The organism is Pseudomonas savastanoi (assembly GCF_020917325.1).
Taxonomy (GTDB): domain Bacteria; phylum Pseudomonadota; class Gammaproteobacteria; order Pseudomonadales; family Pseudomonadaceae; genus Aquipseudomonas; species Aquipseudomonas amygdali.
Window position 1 is genome coordinate 1,656,820 of the sequence record NZ_CP076652.1, and the last position, 16,881, is coordinate 1,673,700.

The following is a 16,881-nucleotide window of genomic DNA, read 5'->3' on the forward strand; positions in this document are numbered from 1 at the left end:
AGCTTCAAGGCCCTTGAACTCCTTGAAGCAAACAGAAAGCCCGCCTTGTGCGGGCTTTCTGCTTTCTGCTTTCCTGAAACGATGAAGTCCTCGTTCATTCATCGGGGTGTGACAGGCAGCTACCGAGCCATCCTGGTAACCATACGACCAAGCTATTTCCGCCCAGGCTTTCGACCATGTGCGGGCCATCTGCATCGGCCACGTTGGCCAGGGTCAGCAGTCCATTTTGATGCGCGTTGTGAAAACAATATTCAGTGCAGCCATCGCAGTTCAATACCCTTGACGCTTGGTTTCTAATGGCACGGTCTGGTTGATTTTTGCAGAGGAGCGCTGTTTTCATGTGATGCAATGTCGTGTGCTTCCACGCATCATCAGGTAAGACTTCCTCTTTGCCAATGTAAGTTATTTCCTTATTTATTGAAGTTTCTGGCTCGCTCTTTATTTAACGCGATCAGGTCCTTGATTTCTCATCTTCGCTGGTATTAGCTGGTTTTGTCGGTTAGAGCACTTCAGTGTGCTGACCGACTGTCTTATATCTGATTCTGTAAGGTCGCCCTGTCAAGGCGGTTGAATGCTCTATATTTAAATAAGGAAATTATATGAACACTGGTATTAAACTGCTCATGGCTGCCTCTGTCATGGCAGCCTCCGTCAGCGCGTTGGCCTTGCCTGCGCTGCACACCGCGACTATCGATCAGCACGGCACTGTCGTTACTCAGTCGTCTCCGTGGATTAAGTCCGTAAGTTACAGTAGTAAGAACGACTATTTCGCAACGTATAAAGTGATTTTCAATGAGGGCCACTTCAAACACTCGCCTGGTTTCTGCTCGGCATCTTCTATTGATACCAGTGACTATGAACGGCTGTTCTACGGTCACGTCAAGTTGGGTGGGGCTGCCACCACAAAAGAAGTCAATGTGTTAGGTCTCATGGTCGGCAAGGACGGTGCCTCGGGCGATGCTTCCATGAGCTTTCAGCTGGCGTGCAGCAACTGATTGAATGAGCCTCGCCGGGTGCGGGGCTTGCTTGAGGGCAGAACCTCGTTAAACACCTGCGGCTTTCCATCCATCGCATTTGCGCAGATCATCTATCCATTCCCAACAAGAACGGACGTGTCATGAATTTACCTCTTCAGGGCATCAAGGTGGTGGAGCTGGGCCAGCTTATTGCCGGACCTTTTGCGGCGAAGATCCTTGCCGAGTTCGGTGCCGAGGTCATCAAGGTCGAGCCGCCGCTGACCGGTGATCCTCTGCGCAAATGGCGTTTGCTGCACAACGGTACCTCCGTATGGTGGGCGGTGCAGTCGCGCAACAAGCAGTCAGTGACCCTCGATCTGCGCCAGCCTCAGGCGCAGGAAATGGCCCGCCAGCTGATTCGTGATGCCGATGTGCTGGTCGAGAATTTCCGCCCCGGTACGCTTGAGGGTTGGGGGCTCAGTTGGGAAGAGCTGCATGCCCTCAATCCGAAACTGATCATGCTGCGCGTCTCCGGCTATGGGCAGACCGGCCCGTACCGTGACAGGCCGGGTTTTGGCGTAATAGGCGAGGCGATGGGCGGTTTGCGTCATTTGTCGGGCGAGCCAGGGCGTACGCCGGTGCGTGTCGGTGTGTCGATCGGCGACTCGCTGTCGGCGCTGCACGGCGTTATCGGCATTCTGCTTGCGCTTCGGCACCGCGAACAGAATGGCGGTGACGGTCAGCAGATAGATGTCGCGTTGTACGAGTCAGTGTTCAACGTGATGGAAAGCCTGATTCCCGAGTATTCGGTATTCAATACTGTCCGTGAGCCAGCAGGCAGCAGCATGCCAGGCATCGCACCGACCAACGCCTACCGCTGCAATGATGGCAAGTACGCGCTAATCGCAGGCAATGGCGACAGTATCTACCGTCGGTTGATGGAAAAGATCGGTCGCCTGGATCTGGCCAATGACCCCGAGCTTGAGCACAACGACGGGCGAGTCAGGCATGTGGCACGCATTGATGCTGCCATTTCGACCTGGACCGCCGAGCGCTCGATGGACGAAGTTCTTGCTGCACTCAACGAGGCGCGTATCCCGGCAGGCAAGATCTACGACGCTGCCGATATCGCCAGCGACCCGCATTATCAGGCGCGTGACATGTTGTTGCAGAGCGCGCTGGATGACGGCACGCCCGTCACTCTCCCGGGGATCGTGCCTAAACTTCTAGACACGCCGGGCCAGGTAAGAGCGCCTGCGCCGACCCTGGGTCAGCACACCGATGCCGTTCTCGAAGCACACGGTATAGACGCAGCCACTCGCGCTGAATGGCGTCGGCTTGGCATCATCTGATCCGAAATGCGGCCTTTGCCGTAAACAAAACTCTATTCCAAACGGAGCTGATCCCGTGATTGATCATCTGGACCATCTTGTATTGACCACTGCTGATGTTGACGCCTGCAAGGACTTTTACGTACGTGTGATGGGTATGGCCCCAGAGCGCTTTCGCCAGGGCCGACTGGCGTTTCGCTTCGGCAATCAGAAAATCAATGTCCATGAGCGTGGCAAAGAGTTCGAGCCCAAGGCCCATCTGCCTGTGCCAGGTGCGCTGGACCTGTGTTTCATTGCCAGCATCCCGCTGGATCAGGTCATCGCGCACCTGCAAGAGCAGGACTGGCCTATCGTTGAAGGTCCGGTAGAGCGTACCGGTGCCACCGGGCCGATTCGTTCTGTGTATGTGCGCGATCCTGATCTGAACCTGATCGAAATTTCCGAATTGGCCTGATTCAGGTCGGCGACGGACTGACCCCTTCCGTGATAGCGGCAGGTCTGACCTGACCGGTTTTCGGCAGGGGTGAAGGCTCGGCTTGTGTCGGCTCGTCCTCGCCATTCAGCGCCCGATGCATCTTCTCGCTGTCCAGTGCGCCGACCCATTTGGCGATGGCCATGGTGCCGACGCCGTTGCCGATGGTATTGGTGATCGCCCGCGCTTCGGACATGAAACGGTCCACGCCCAGTAACAGCACCATGCCCGCGACCGGTATGGTGCCCAAGGACGCGAGGGTCGCGGCGAGAATGATGAAGCCTGAACCCGTGACACCCGCCGAACCCTTGGAGGTGAACATCAGCACCACCAGCACGATCAACTGGTCGGTCAGGGTCAGTGGCGTATTGGTCGCCTGGGCGATGAAGATCGCGGCAATCGTATAGTAGATCGCCTGTCCGTCCGGGTTGAAGGTCAGGCCGGATGGAATGATCATTCCTGCAACCGGTTTTGATACGCCGGCTTTCTCCATTTTCGAGATCATCTGTGGCAGCACTGATTCAGATGAACTGGTGCCCAGCACCGTGAACAGTTCTTCCTTGATGAAACGCAGGAATTTCCAGAGGCTGAAACCGCTGTAGCGGCATATCGGCCCGAGCACGAAGACCACGAACACTGCGCAGGTCAGGTAGACGCAGGCCATCAGTTTGCCCAGGGAAAACAGCGAACCGAAACCATATTTGCCGATGGTGAAGGCAATTGCGCCGAATGCGCCGAGCGGTGCGAGGCGCATGACCATGTTGACGATTCTGAACATGCCCTGCATCAGGCTGTCCAGCGCATCGACAAAAGGTTTGGCACGCGGGCCTACCTGCGCCAGAGCGATCCCGAGCAGGATCGAGAACAGCAGGATTTGCAGAATATTGCCCTTGGCGAACGCGTCGATGATGGTGTCGGGGATGATGCCCATCAGAAAGTCCATGAACGACGAATGCTTCGCCGCGCTGGTGTAGGTGCTCAGGCTGGAAGAATCCAGCGTTGCTACGTCGATGTTCATCCCTGCACCGGGTTTGAACACATCCACCACGACCAGACCAATGACCAGCGCCAGGGTCGACACCACTTCAAAATAGACCAGTGCCCGAAACCCGACGCGCCCCAGCTCCTTCATGTTTTCCATGCGCGCGATGCCTGACACCACTGTCAGGAAAATCACTGGTGCGAGCAGCATCTTGATCAGCTTGATGAATGCGTCGCCGATGGGTTTGAGCGCTGCGCCGGTTTCCGGTGCCACAACGCCAACGATGGCGCCAAGAATGACCGCGAGTAAAACCTGTACGTACAGTTTGCCTAGAATGCTTTTCATGACCGGGTCCTGAGTTTTTATTGTTGTCAGGAAATGCCCGGAGACTCGGCAGGCCGGTCTCCGTAGCGTTGTACCTCGATACGACGTTGATCTGGCGAACGCGCCTCAGCGGTTGATCAGTTGCAGTACCGCGTCGGTGACCTGCCGGGTGGTGGCTGTGCCGCCGAGGTCCGGGGTATGCAGACCGCTTTCGGTAACCGCCTCGATGGCCGACATCAGGGTCTTGGCCGCTGCCGATTCCCCCAGATGCTCAAGCATCATCGCAGCGGTCCAGAACGTTGCAATCGGGTTGGCGACGCCTTTGCCGGTTATATCGAAGGCCGAACCGTGAATCGGTTCGAACATCGACGGGAAGTTGCGGCCTGGGTTGAGGTTGGCGGTAGGGGCGATGCCCAGGCTGCCGGACAGGGCGGCAGCCAGATCGGAAAGGATGTCGGCGTGCAGGTTGGTGGCGACGATGACATCCAGCGATGATGGTTTGAGCACCATGCGCGTGGTCACGGCATCGACCAGCTCCTTGTCGATCCTGACGTCCGGGAAGTCCTTGGCCACTTCGTAGAAAATCTCGTCCCACAACACCATGCCATGGCGCTGCGCGTTGGACTTGGTGACCATGGTCAGGTGCTTGCGCGGGCGAGTGCGCGCCAGTTCGAAAGCGAAGCGATGAATGCGCTCTACACCGGCCCGTGTGAACACCGAAACCTCGGTTGCGACTTCTTCCGGCAAGCCACGGTGCACGCGCCCGCCATTGCCGGAGTACTCACCCTCGGAGTTTTCGCGAACGACGACCCAGTCGATCTCGTGGCCGTTGTGCAGCGGGCTCTTTACGCCGGGCAGAACGCGCGCTGGACGTACGTTGGCGTATTGGTCAAAGCCCTGGCAGATCGGCAGGCGCAAACCCCACAGGGAAATATGGTCGGGTACATTCAAGGCGCCCACTGCGCCGAAGAAAATGGCATCGAAGGTCTTGAGTTCGGCCAGACCGCCTTCAGGAATGTAGTGGCCGTTCTTCAGGTAGTTATCCGAATTCCAGTCAAAGTGCTTGAAGGTCAGGCCGAAGCCGGATTTTGTCGACAGCGCCTGCAGGACTTCAACACCTGCGGCGATCACTTCCACGCCAATGCCGTCGCCGGGTACTGCTGCAATGTTGTAACTGTTCATGGTCCACTCCACTGTCCGATGCTTTTTGTTATGCCTGCGAACGCTCTGTTCGACAGGGGGTGGACGGAGTATATGTAGTGAGCCGGAACGTATGAGTTACTCGAAATCACTACATAATTAACTTTGAGTTACTAATGAACCAGACACAGGACCTGTCGTTTTTCCATCTGTTGGCTCAGCAGGGCAGCCTTGCCGCGACAGCCCGCGAACTGGGCGTGACGCCGCCTGCCATCAGCAAGCGCTTGAGTCTTCTGGAAGCGCGGCTGGGCACACGCCTGGTGAATCGCACCACGCGGTCCATGAGTCTGACTGCCGAGGGCGAGTTGTATTTCAGCCATGCGGCGCGGATTCTGACCCAGATTGATGAAGTCGAGCAGTTGATCACCAGCAGTTCTGCCAGCCCCAAAGGGCTAATCAGGGTCAACGCTTCACTGGGTTTCGGTCGCCGTCATATAGGCCCGGCACTGGCGGCTTTTTTTGCCCGTTACCCCGAGGTGCAGATCCAGCTGGAAATCAGTGATCACCCACTGGATCTGGCCACCCATGGTTTTGATCTGGGCATTCGTTTCGGCAGTCTTCCGGATGCGGCCTTTCATGCGCGCAAGATCGCGTCCAATCGACGTCTGCTCTGCGCATCACCGCTGTACCTGGAAAAGCACGGTACGCCGACACGTCTGGCGGAACTGCAGCAGCACAATTGTATTTTTCTGCGTCAGAACGAAACACCCTACGGGGTGTGGAGCTTCAGCAACGGGGGGCGTACGCAGAACATCAAGGTACATGGCGCATTGGGCTGCAACGACGGTGAGGTCGCGCTGAACTGGGCGCTGGAAGGGTTCGGCATTTTGCTGCGCGCCGAATGGGACATTGCCCGGTACGTACGCAGTGGCCGTTTGCGTCTGGTACTTGAAGACCAGACACCCACTCGGGCGGACGTCTACGCGGTCTATCCGCAGCAGTTGCATCTGTCCGCCAGGGTGCGTTGTCTGATCGATTTTCTGGTGGAGCGTTTTGCCAGTCTGGATCGGGTTGTCCCGCTGCAAGACCCGCATTGAGCTGCGGGCGTCAGCAGCCCTTCGAAGCAGCCCCTTCCTTCGGTATGAATGCAGCCTTGTCTCCTGGTTTGGTAATGACGTAAGCGCGTCGCCACGGCTGGTCGTCGATCAGTTTCCAGCGATGGCCTGGGCCGGTAGTGTCCTGTGCCAACAATATTTCCCCTGGGCGCAGTATGAAATTCTCTCCGCCGGTGGTGGAAAACTCGAGCGTGCCTGAAAGGGTGATCACGTATTGCTCTTCTGGCGCGGCGTGCCAGTTGTATTGCGAGTGCGCCGGGGTTTCCTTGAAGTGCAGGGCGCTGACATCGGTCATTGCCTTTTGATCAATCGAGCCTTCGATGACGTGTGACAGATTGTCGGGGCCTGTGCACAGCCTGTATGCCTTGATGCCCTCGGTTACAACAATAGGTGGCTTCTTGGTGGCATAGGCGGTGCTGATCGGCAACATGACTGCTGCGGTGATGGCTGCAAGGCCTGCCAACTGGCAAGCCGTCGAGCGCATCAGGCGAAAACGATTGTTCGATTGCATAAAACGTTCCTGAGCACGACAAACTGCATAAGCCCTGATCGCCAGTCGCGGTGATCGAAACAGGGGCTGGGCAGATTCGCCCACGCAGCGGATCGAATCACATCCGGTAACGGTTAAAAATTATCTTTAGTTTCATGTTGCCGGGCGCCGCCCGGTCTAGCTTTTGTCATATTCATCTATGTCACCCGCGGCACTTGGTTTCCTTACGCTAATGACTCAATCAGTCAGGCTTTCAAGGAGCCCCGGATGCACCCCAGAAAAAGAATTGAAAAACGGTCCATTGACCACCATCCCGGCATGCCAGCGTTCAGCGTGCCTTTCGATCATCCAGATGATGCGGCGCGCTATGCCCATGAGCGAATCGGCAATCGGCGTGACCGTGAATACGGCGGCTTTATTCTGGTTCCCAAGGATGGCAAGTACGTCGCGACCGAACCCATGAACGGCAGCCGGTTCAGCTTTGACCCCAACGAAGTCTTTCCGCGCAACGATGAGGAGGGGTATGTGCTCTACCCGCAAGGGTATGACGACTATGCGATTTACCATTCTCACCCGTCACTTCAGGCCGGGCTTGAAGAATGGCCGGAGCGTGAAAAGGTTACTTATCCGAACAGCTTTTCGGCGGGCGACATCTATGCAGTGATCGATGATCAGGATATTTGCCCGGCGACCTATCTTTCCGGGCCTGACGGCTCGCTGATCAAATACACTTTGTCCCGTTCTGCCGCTGAAGACACACTGTTTGCGCGTGTTGCCGGACCACCAAAGATGCCGCACCTGAGTGAACTCAGTCAGATCCACAAGGCGCTGCAGAACCTCACCATGCTGCCCAGTGATGTGGTCCGGTTGCTGGCAGGTGCCGGGAACCTGGAAGTGATAGTGCCCAGTCGTCTGTGGGGGCGGGTCGGGAAAGTGTCGACTGACTGGCACCCTTATCCGGACGAAACCGCCACTCGCAGGCCTCCTGTAACACCGCCTGCAAGCTGTGCCGTGCAGTGGCCACCAAGGCCTCTGAGCCTCAGCGCGCCGTTTACCCGTGCGGATGAGGCTGCACGTTACGCGCACGGCCAGATTGGCACTCGCATTCATTCGCAGATCATCGGTTTTCTACTGTTCAACCCGGTAACGCGCGCCTACCGGATCGCCGAGCCGATCCTTGAGGATGGTGCCCCGGTCTACGCGCCCTGTTCGGCGTTTCACCCCGATGCGTACTACCGGCCCGCGTTACCTGATGGCTATCGTGTTGACGGCATGTATTTTTCGTCTGCCAACCTCGTAGCCGAGGGCGGACGTGAAGTAGTGAGCGATTTCTTCGACCCGGACGATCTGCATCGCATGTTCAGTTATCGGTACAAGCCTGCACAGCGACCCAAAGGCTCGCCAATTCGTTATGGCTTCGAGATGTCGGCAGTTTATTTCTCGGCAGCCGATGGTGCACTGCTCGCGTACACACCCAGCCGGTCCGACGAGGAGCTTCAGCTTTTGCGAAGTGTGTCGCGCGTGTACTCGGGGGCTGAGTCCATCCAGGCGCAACTCGCCGCAGGTACGATCAATATGCAGGACTTTGTTCGCAGAGTGGCACGAGCCGGGCAACTGCGCGTGCTGCAGACCAGTGAGCGCTGGCCTCATGCAGGGGTGGTCAGGCCCGTGCCTTGAGCCCTTCGCTGCAAACCCGCGCGTTTCCCATGCGAATCGCAAACTGAACTGCAACTGAACAATCCAGTGCCGCGCCGGGAAAACCTTTGGATACCTGAACTTATCGGCGTTTTCTCCCTCTCATGCCGGTAGCCATTGATCGCGGCGGCCTGATAAGCTCGCGGCTTTACTCGTTTGCCCTTTTGGCGCATGAACAAGGAATTAGCATGAAACAGCATCGGTTGGCAGCGGCGATTGCCCTGGTCGGTCTGGTACTCGCAGGTTGTGACAAGCAAGCCAGCACCGTAGAGCTGAAAACTCCGGCACAAAAAGCGTCTTATGGCATCGGTCTGAACATGGGCAAAAGCCTGGCTCAGGAAGGTATGGATGATCTGGATTCCAAGGCTGTAGCCCTGGGTATCGAAGACGCAGTCGGCAAGAAAGATCAGAAACTCAAAGACGAAGAGCTGGTTGAAGCCTTCTCAGCCCTGCAGAAGCGCTCCGAGGAGCGTCTGGCCAAGATGAGCGAAGAGGCTTCGGCCGCCGGCAAGAAATTCCTCGAAGAGAACGGCAAGAAGGACGGCGTGGTCACCACTGCTTCCGGCTTGCAGTATCAAATCATCAAGAAAGCGGATGGCGCTCAGCCCAAGCCTACCGATGTTGTGACTGTTCACTACGAAGGCAAACTGATTGACGGCAAGGTCTTCGACAGTTCCGTTGAACGCGGCAGCCCGATTGACCTGCCTGTAGGCGGCGTTATTCCGGGTTGGGTCGAAGGTCTGCAACTGATGCACGTAGGCGAGAAGATCAAACTCTTCATCCCTAGTGATCTGGCGTACGGCGCGCAGAGCCCGAGCCCGGCTATCCCGGCCAACTCGGTACTTGTGTTCGATCTTGAACTGTTGGGTATCAAGGACCCTGCAGCGGCACCGACTGCTGGTGCTGATGCCGACGAAGAAGAAGAGGCAGCTCCTGCCGCTTCGGCTCCGGCCAAGAAGTAACGCACTACCTGGCTACAGAAAACGCCCTGTCTCGACAGGGCGTTTTTGTGTCCGGCTTATTTCCCGAACGCTTGGCCATTCGGGCAGTCCCACTATCATGGACGCGCGCAGTAGCATTGTCCGACAGTCCGGCAAGGTAACGGCACTCGCTTGAGCAAGGTACCGGTTTCACACCTTTGTAGCTTTTTTGTGAGTAAAAAACGCCCGATTTGACTGTGGCCCCCCGATAACGGGGAGTTCAGGCATGAAAAAAGCCACTGTTCACAAGGTTATCCACAATTATTGTGGATAACCTTGTAGCTCCGGCCAGGCAGGTTCGCCGGATCTGCTTTTATCGAAAGACATTTTGCTGAACGGGAGTGGGTATGAAAGCACCGTGGAATTTTATCCGTTATCTGCCCGGAGCCCGGCGTCTGCTGGCAGCGGGGCGACTGCCAGGGTTGTTGTTTGCGGTCGCGCGCAAGGGCAACAGTGAAGGTAATCGTCTGGGCAAGCTCAAGGACGATCTGCGTTTGCTCCAGGCCCTGTGCCTGGCTTACTGGCGCGGTGAGTACCGAAGCATCAGCCCCAAAGCCATTTTGTCCATTGTCGCGGGCCTGATGTATTTCCTCAGCCCGCTGGACGCTATTCCTGACTGGATTCCAGGCCTGGGAATGTTCGATGACATCGCAGTGCTGGCCTGGGTCACCAAGCACTTGAGCGACGAACTGGATGCTTTTCGCGCATGGCGTGAGCAGCAACCGCCCGAGAAGCTCATCGTGGTCGAGCAGTTGCCCAAGACTCAGGCGCTGTTGGAGAAAGAGCGGGGTAAGGTGTAAGTCTCACGGATGGAACACAAGCCGTAGCGTTACGCTGTTAAGATGCCAGCCTATGAATCAAGCCTGATCAGTGTGCGGTCGTGTAGTACAAGGTGACTCTATGGATCTTCAAGTGATATCCCGTGACGGTGAGCCGGAATATGCAGTGCTGCCCTGGGCGCAGTATCAAGCGCTGCTGAAGGCTGCCGGACTGGCCGGCAAACCTTCCAGCGAGCCGGCTGTATCGACTTCCGGCACTACCGCCGGTGAGCTTCCCGGGTTCGATGAGTTGCGTGCACTGCGCGAGGCCAAGGGCCTTGAAGCGGCGAGCCTGGCGCGTACCGTCGGGATCAGCCCGTCCTATCTGGAATTGATCGAGAACGGTACTCGTGAGCCGGACGGCGCCATCAAGCGCAGCCTGGCGTGGGAGCTTGGGGTGCCGGGCTGGCGAGGTGAGTCGTGAGCGTGCGCATCAGTCGTCAGCATTGGGACGGGCTGCTCAATGAGCTCGATCTGGCCCGTCGCCAACGGCATCTGCTGACCTATCGCGCGCTGGTGGAACGCCTGCAACTGCCCAGTCCGGCCATGCAGACCCTGACGGCGGCTCTTGAGCACCTCGCCGCCATGGATGCCCGCGCTGAACAGCCCTTGCGCAGTTCGCTGGTCATCAGCCAGGGCGCAAGCCGCCTGCCGCGTCCTGGTTTTTTCGAGTGTGCTGAACGCCTGGGCCGTTTCTCCGGACCGTCGGACGGCGTCGCGGCAGCCTCATGGCATGCCTCGGAAGTGGTTCGGGTGTTTGAATACAGTTATCCGGAAGTTGAAGCGCAGTAGGGGAATGGCACCGGCCCTCACGCCTGCATCAACAAATCCAGCCGCGTTGAATCTATGACGTGAATGCTTGCGCCGGCGACATCCTTGGCGAAGTGCTTGGCCTGTGAAGCGAGGTCGGCCAGTTGGCTGGCATCGACCAACGTGCAGCTTTCTTCATGCAGGTGCACCACGCCGATCGACAGTGATAACAACGGGAATTCCTGGCGTTGTCCCTGTCGGTTGAGGGCGACGAAGCAACCGGCTTCCAGATGTTCCGCGCGGTAGAAACGTCGGCATTGATTCTGGAAATCATCCAGCAGGGTTTTCAGGCGCCGCTCCCAATCCTCGACGCCCAGCACCATCAGAAAATCATCCCCGCCGATGTGTCCGACAAAGTCCCTGCTCGGGTCGATACGGTCGTTCAGGCACTGCGCGAGACACAGCAGCACTTCATCACCACGGGCGTAGCCGTAGATGTCGTTGAAAGGCTTGAAGCTGTCAATGTCCACATAGCAGATCACCGATTCGCGGCCCTGTTGCAGCAGACGCGTCAGGCATTGCTGGATCGGAACATTGCCGGGCAGCAGGGTCAGCGGGTTGGCGTAACGTGCCTGCTGGATTTTCATCTCGGTAATCAATTTCAGAACATCGATCACCCGTCCGAGGCCCAGATAGGTACCGTTGGAGGTGATGATGAAATCCTCTTCGATGCGCTGCCGGGCGCGGCTGGTCAACAGTCGGCTGACCTGTTGCAGTGACTGGCTGACTTCCACGGCCAGAAAGTCATCGCTCATCAGACGGCTGATCGGCTTGCGGGCAAACAGTTCGGTGCCGAAGGGCTTGAGCAGTGCCTCGGACAATGAGTGCCGATGGACGATGCCGCAGGGCCTGGCCTCGTCGTCCAGCACGGCCAGCGAGTTGAGATTGGCCTGCCTGCGAAACGCTTCCAGTACTTCAGCGGTGGGCGTGGACTGGCTGACTGATGGTTGCGGGTTGAGCAGGGCAGAAAGGTCTGCCGCTTCTTCGTTCAGCGACACGCTGGTGGTCTCTGCCTTGGGCAGCATGGCGCGGGTGTCGCGCGGCGGGCGCTCTTGCGGGCGCGCAAGCAGATAGCCTTGAACCAGGTTTACGCCCATGTCCTTCAGCGTTGCCAGCTCTTCGGGTAATTCGATGCCTTCGGCAATCACGGTCGCTCTGGAAGCCTTGGCCATCTGCAGCATGGAGCCAACGAATTCGCGCTTCACCGCATCCTGATGAATTCCGTCGATGAAGTGCCGATCGATTTTCACGTAGTCCGGACGCAGCTCCGACCAGAGTCGCAGGCTTGAATAACCAGCACCCAGGTCATCCAGCGCGATGGAGAAGCCCATGTCGCGGTAGTGGTGCAGCGCGTTGTACAGCAGGTCGAAGTCGTCGGTAGGCATCTGCTCGGTCAGTTCGATGACCACGTCCTTCGGCGCGATGTGGTATCGGCGCAGCATTTCCAGCGTCCGCCCCGGAGGATGAGACGTTTCGAGCAGCGATTCGGGAGAGACGTTGAGAAACAGCTTGCCCGGCAACTTCTGCTGACTGAAACGCCGGCAGGCGCTGTCACGGCAACTCAGTTCCAGCTCACTCAGGCGGCCTGCCTGTCGAGCGATGGCAAACAGGTTCAGGGGCGAATGCAACGCGCTGTTGGACGGTCCGCGGGTCAAGGCTTCATAACCCAGAATTCGACGTTCCGATAGCGAAACGATGGGCTGGAACAAGCTGTGCAAATCACCACGAGCCAGAATTGAACTCAGTGTGCTCAACTGTTCGGTTAGGGTCATGGTCGTCTCGAAGAGAATAAAAAGGGCTGAGCGCTTGCGCGTTCAGCCCCGTATTTCACGACAGCTTCATGACTGTTTGATGACGTTGAAGCTAAATGGCCATCAATGAGTCTGCCTTATTTTTTTGCCACAGCGGCGCTTAGCCCCAGATAGTCGATCAGAATACGCCCGGTCTCTGCCAGGTAGGCATCGTCCTCGGGTTTGGTTTTCTCGTCTTCCACTGGCAGCGCGTCTTCGTCTTCTTTCTTCAACTCCTTCAGCGGCTCTTCACCCTTGGCCTTGCGGCGGGTGTTTTCCAGCGCGAGCTGCTTGCTTTCGATGGACGCATGCTCGGCACGACGGTCGGCTTCATTGAGGCTGACCGTTTTTTCGTTCATCAGCTTCTTGGCCAGCGCCAGGCGGTCTTCAATGAACACGAACTCGGCGTCTTTCGCCGAACGCGCTTCATGTCGCGCCTGCAGTTGGGCCAGGAAGGGCTTGAACGGATCGATGGCAGGTTTGATCGCCGGTTTGATGCTGTCCCATGGCATGGCCTCGGGCAGGGCGCTCTCGCCGATTTCCTTGGTATCGATCAGCGACGGGTAAGTGATGTCCGGCACTACACCCTGATGCTGGGTGCTCTGACCGGAAACCCGGTAGAACTTGGCCAGGGTCAGCTTCAGTTCGCCATGATTGAGCGGCTGAATGGTCTGCACGGTGCCTTTACCGAAGGTCTGGCCACCGATCACCAGTGCGCGGTGATAATCCTGCATCGCGCCAGCGAAAATCTCCGACGCCGAAGCGGACAGACGGTTGACCAGCAAGGCCATAGGGCCTTTGTAGAACGCGCCTTTGGCTTCGTCTTCCAGCACATCGACCTTGCCGTCGGCGTTGCGCACCAGCACGGTCGGGCCTTTGTCGATGAACAGACTGGTCAGCTCGGTCGCTTCCTGCAACGAACCGCCACCATTGTTACGCAGATCCAGTACCACGCCATCGACCTTCTCGGCCTGCAGCTCGGTAAGCAGTTTCTTCACGTCACGGGTGGTGCTCTTGTATTCCGGATCGCCAGCACGATAGGCCTTGAAGTCCAGATAGAACGCAGGGATGTCGATGACCCCGAGTTTGTAGTCCTTGCCATCCTGTTTGAGGTGCAGGATCGACTTCTTGGCCGCCTGTTCTTCGAGCTTCACCGCTTCACGGGTGATGGCGACAATTTTGCTGGTCTGGTCATTCGGCGCATTGCTGGCCGGGATGATCTCCAGACGGACCACGGAACCTTTCGGACCGCGGATCAGCTTGACGACTTCATCCAGACGCCAGCCGATCACGTCGACCATTTCCTTGTCGCCCTGGGCAACGGCCACGATCTTGTCGGCCGGCGCGACCTGCTTGGTCTTGGCCGCCGGGCCTGCCGGGACCAGACGCACGATTTTCACGTTGTCGTTATCGCTCTGCAACACAGCGCCGATGCCTTCCAGCGACAGGCTCATGTTGATGTCGAAGTTTTCCGCGCTGTCAGGTGACAGGTAGTTGGTGTGCGGGTCGTAAGACATGGCGAAGGTGTTGATGTAGGCCTGGAAGATATCTTCGGCGCGAGTCTGGTTCAGACGGGCCTGCTGATTCTTGTAACGCTTGGTCAGGGTTTCCTGGATCTTCGCCGGGTCCTTGCCTGCGATCTTCAGGCGCAGGACTTCATCCTTGATGCGCTTGCGCCACAGCTCGTCGAGTTCGGCAGTGTCCTTGGGCCATGCGGCGTCCTTGCGGTCCACCAGCAGGGTTTCCTTGGTGTTGAAGTCGAGCTTGTCGACGCCCTTGCTCAATTCAGCCAGCGCGAAGTCCAGACGCGCCTTGATGCGGTCCAGGTAGCGCTTGTAGATAGTGAACCCCGGATTCAGGTCGCCACTTTTGAGGAAGTCGTCGAACTGGAACTGCCATTTGTCGAATTCGGCAATGTCGCTGGCCATGAAATAGCTGCGCGAGGGGTCCAGTTGCTTGATGTAGCTCTGGTAAATAATCGCCGAACGCTTGTCGTCCAGGGGCGGCTTGCTGTAGTGATGTCGTTTGAGCAGCTCAACCACGTTGAGGCTGGCAATCACTTCGTCGCGGTCCGGCTGAAGATTATCCCAGCTGTTGGCGGCAAAGGTACTGGCTGACATCGGCAAAACGCTAAGGCCGACAAACAGTGCGAGGGCAGTGCTGGGGAATAATTGCTTCATGCTGATTCGACGCGAGGACAATTGATAACGCATATTAGGCCGTCTTTGAGGTCGCCGGTTCCTTTGGACCCGGCCGCATAATGCAAAAGCCCGGGCAAAACAGCCACGGGCTCAGTCTGGACTCACTATGGAGGCACCGTGAAGGCATTGCAAGGCGTTGAAGGACATGTGGAATGGGTCGAGGAGCCGAGTCCGGCCCTCGATGTGGGGCAGGTACGTATCAAAGTGGCTGCGGCAGGTTTGAATCGTGCCGATCTGTTACAGCGCGAAGGCAAGTATCCGCCGCCGCCCGGCGTCACTCAGACGCTGGGTCTGGAGTGCTCGGGCGTGATCGCCGAAGTCGGTCCGGGTACGTCCTGGGTCGTCGGAGACCGCGTCTGCGCGCTGTTGGCGGGCGGGGCGATGGCCGAAGAAGTGGTGGTCGACGGGCGACATGTATTACCGGTCCCGGAGGGGCTGTCGCTGCATGAGGCCGCCGCCATCCCTGAGGTGTATGCCACCGCGTGGCTCAACCTGTTTCAGCTGGCAGGCCTCAAGCCGGGTGAAAAGGTGTTGTTGCACGCAGGCGCAAGTGGGGTTGGTTCAGCCGGTATTCAGCTTTGCAAAGCGTTCGGCAACCCGGTCTGGGTCAGCGTCGGTTCGACCGAGCGTCTGGCCTATTGCGTCGAACTGGGAGCACAGGGGGGCGTAGTACGTAGCGAAAGTCTTGAAGGCCTGAACGATTTTGCACCGTTCAACGTCATCCTCGACCCGGTGGGCGCAAGCTACGCCGAACTCAACGTGAAACTGCTGGCTCTGGACGGTCGCTGGGTGCTGATCGGTATCATGAGCGGGCGCGAGGCGCAGGTGGATCTGGCGCACGTGCTGGGCAAACGTATCCAGCTGATGGGTTCGACCTTGCGCAGTCGCGATGACACATTCAAGGCCGACCTGCTCAGCGACCTGGGCCAGCACGTCTGGCCGCTGTTCACTGAAGGCCGCCTCAAGCCGCAACTGGCAAAATCCTTTGCGATCAAGGATGCCGACGCTGCGTTCGAAGAGCTGGCGACCAACACGGTGTCCGGCAAGATCGTGCTGGTCATCGACGAAAGCCTGGTCTGACCCGTCGGTGCCTCTGGGCTCAGCTCCAGTCGTGCACCGGCCAGCCTGCTTTCTGCGCGTGTTCCAGTAACACGGCATCGGGGTTGACCACGTTAGGGTGGTCAACCTTGAGCAGCAGCGGCAGGTCATTGCGCGAATCCGAGTAGAAGCTCGCCCCCTCAAGGTTTTCCCCTTCGGCGTCCAGCCACTCCATCAGGCGCGTGATCTTGCCTTCCCGATAGGTCAGCACGCCGACCGTGGCACCGCTGTACACGCCATGTTGCACGTCCAGTTCGATGCCCAGCACTTCGTCGATCCCCAATCGTTCTGCGATGGGTTTTACCAAGTGCACACCTGACGCCGAGATCACCAGAATCCGGTCGCCTTTGGCGCGATGCTGAGCAATACATTTGCAAGCGTCGCTGTAGATAATCGGCTCGATCACATCCTCGACCCACGGGCCGACCAGGTGATCGATTTCTTCAGGCGTACGACCCGCCATGGGTTCAAGGCTGAACGCCATGTAATCTTCCATCGCCAGCTCGCCTGCGCTGTAGGCGGCCATCAGTTCGTCGTTGCGCTGCATGAACGAGGTTGAGTCGACCCAGCCCAGGCGACCCATCTGCTCGCTCCAGAGCGTGGCACAGTCGCCACCGATCAGGGTCTCGTCCAGGTCAAAAATTGCCAAGGGCATGTGCGTTTCTCCTAAAAGTCTGTT

The 16,881-nt window shown here is 57.9% G+C and carries 16 protein-coding genes; 10 read left to right on the forward strand and 6 right to left on the reverse strand.

Going from position 1 to position 16,881, the window contains the following annotated elements; translation table 11 throughout:
• Positions 1-599 precede the first annotated feature (599 nt).
• The 3 genes from KP808_RS07360 (at position 600) to KP808_RS07370 (ending at position 2,741) form a co-directional block, all read left to right on the forward strand.
• Entirely contained in the window at positions 600-995 is a 396-nt protein-coding gene (locus KP808_RS07360; RefSeq protein ID WP_122281476.1) for a hypothetical protein, read from the forward strand.
• Between the two features lie 122 nt (positions 996-1,117).
• A complete protein-coding gene (locus KP808_RS07365; protein WP_122258290.1) occupies positions 1,118-2,308 on the forward strand; it encodes a CaiB/BaiF CoA transferase family protein in 1,191 nt (396 codons plus the stop codon).
• A 55-nt stretch (positions 2,309-2,363) separates the two neighbouring features.
• Complete coding sequence (locus tag KP808_RS07370) at positions 2,364-2,741, forward strand: VOC family protein (protein WP_058408885.1); 378 nt, start codon at positions 2,364-2,366, stop codon at positions 2,739-2,741.
• 1 nt (position 2,742) lies between these two features.
• Here KP808_RS07370 and KP808_RS07375 read toward each other — a convergent pair whose 3' ends face one another.
• Both KP808_RS07375 and KP808_RS07380 read right to left on the reverse strand, forming a co-directional pair.
• Positions 2,743-4,086 (reverse strand): dicarboxylate/amino acid:cation symporter, encoded by a 1,344-nt coding sequence (locus KP808_RS07375; RefSeq protein ID WP_230017926.1) that lies wholly within the window; start codon positions 4,084-4,086, stop codon positions 2,743-2,745.
• Between the two features lie 105 nt (positions 4,087-4,191).
• A complete protein-coding gene (locus KP808_RS07380; protein ID WP_122258288.1) occupies positions 4,192-5,247 on the reverse strand; it encodes a tartrate dehydrogenase in 1,056 nt (351 codons plus the stop codon).
• Between the two features lie 134 nt (positions 5,248-5,381).
• On the opposite strand from KP808_RS07380, the gene KP808_RS07385 reads away from it, so the two are divergent.
• Positions 5,382-6,302: a LysR family transcriptional regulator gene (locus KP808_RS07385; RefSeq protein ID WP_044321058.1), complete on the forward strand. Its 921-nt coding sequence runs from the start codon at positions 5,382-5,384 to the stop codon at positions 6,300-6,302.
• 10 nt (positions 6,303-6,312) lie between these two features.
• Here the strand turns inward: KP808_RS07385 and KP808_RS07390 are convergent, their stop codons facing one another.
• Positions 6,313-6,831, reverse strand: coding sequence for a cupin domain-containing protein (locus KP808_RS07390; RefSeq protein ID WP_058399777.1), 519 nt, complete (start codon positions 6,829-6,831; stop codon positions 6,313-6,315).
• Positions 6,832-7,077: 246 nt separating this feature from the next.
• Here KP808_RS07390 and KP808_RS07395 point away from each other — a divergent pair, with 246 nt between their 5' ends.
• From KP808_RS07395 to KP808_RS07415, 5 genes are all read left to right on the forward strand, one after another.
• On the forward strand, positions 7,078-8,487 hold the full coding sequence (locus KP808_RS07395) for a DUF4329 domain-containing protein (protein WP_230017927.1): 1,410 nt from the start codon (positions 7,078-7,080) through the stop codon (positions 8,485-8,487).
• A gap of 206 nt (positions 8,488-8,693) precedes the next feature.
• On the forward strand, positions 8,694-9,467 hold the full coding sequence (locus KP808_RS07400) for an FKBP-type peptidyl-prolyl cis-trans isomerase (RefSeq protein WP_002552635.1): 774 nt from the start codon (positions 8,694-8,696) through the stop codon (positions 9,465-9,467).
• A 365-nt stretch (positions 9,468-9,832) separates the two neighbouring features.
• Positions 9,833-10,285, forward strand: a complete 453-nt coding sequence (locus tag KP808_RS07405; protein WP_002552636.1) for a YkvA family protein — start codon at positions 9,833-9,835, stop codon at positions 10,283-10,285.
• Positions 10,286-10,385: 100 nt separating this feature from the next.
• Positions 10,386-10,727 (forward strand): helix-turn-helix domain-containing protein, encoded by a 342-nt coding sequence (locus KP808_RS07410; protein ID WP_003368334.1) that lies wholly within the window; start codon positions 10,386-10,388, stop codon positions 10,725-10,727.
• Positions 10,724-11,095: a hypothetical protein gene (locus KP808_RS07415; RefSeq protein WP_003430937.1), complete on the forward strand. Its 372-nt coding sequence runs from the start codon at positions 10,724-10,726 to the stop codon at positions 11,093-11,095. Before KP808_RS07410 ends, KP808_RS07415 begins: the two co-directional genes overlap by 4 nt.
• 17 nt (positions 11,096-11,112) lie before the next feature.
• Here the strand turns inward: KP808_RS07415 and KP808_RS07420 are convergent, their stop codons facing one another.
• Together KP808_RS07420 and KP808_RS07425 are read right to left on the reverse strand one after the other, a co-directional pair.
• Complete coding sequence (locus tag KP808_RS07420; protein WP_058399779.1) at positions 11,113-12,885, reverse strand: bifunctional diguanylate cyclase/phosphodiesterase; 1,773 nt, start codon at positions 12,883-12,885, stop codon at positions 11,113-11,115.
• A 116-nt stretch (positions 12,886-13,001) separates the two neighbouring features.
• A complete protein-coding gene (locus KP808_RS07425) occupies positions 13,002-15,083 on the reverse strand; it encodes a carboxy terminal-processing peptidase (protein ID WP_004657761.1) in 2,082 nt (693 codons plus the stop codon).
• A 138-nt stretch (positions 15,084-15,221) separates the two neighbouring features.
• Here KP808_RS07425 and KP808_RS07430 point away from each other — a divergent pair, with 138 nt between their 5' ends.
• Positions 15,222-16,184 (forward strand): NAD(P)H-quinone oxidoreductase, encoded by a 963-nt coding sequence (locus KP808_RS07430; protein WP_005732900.1) that lies wholly within the window; start codon positions 15,222-15,224, stop codon positions 16,182-16,184.
• A 19-nt stretch (positions 16,185-16,203) separates the two neighbouring features.
• On the opposite strand, the gene KP808_RS07435 is transcribed toward KP808_RS07430, so the two are convergent.
• Positions 16,204-16,857: an HAD family hydrolase gene (locus KP808_RS07435; RefSeq protein ID WP_002552642.1), complete on the reverse strand. Its 654-nt coding sequence runs from the start codon at positions 16,855-16,857 to the stop codon at positions 16,204-16,206.
• Positions 16,858-16,881 lie beyond the last annotated feature (24 nt).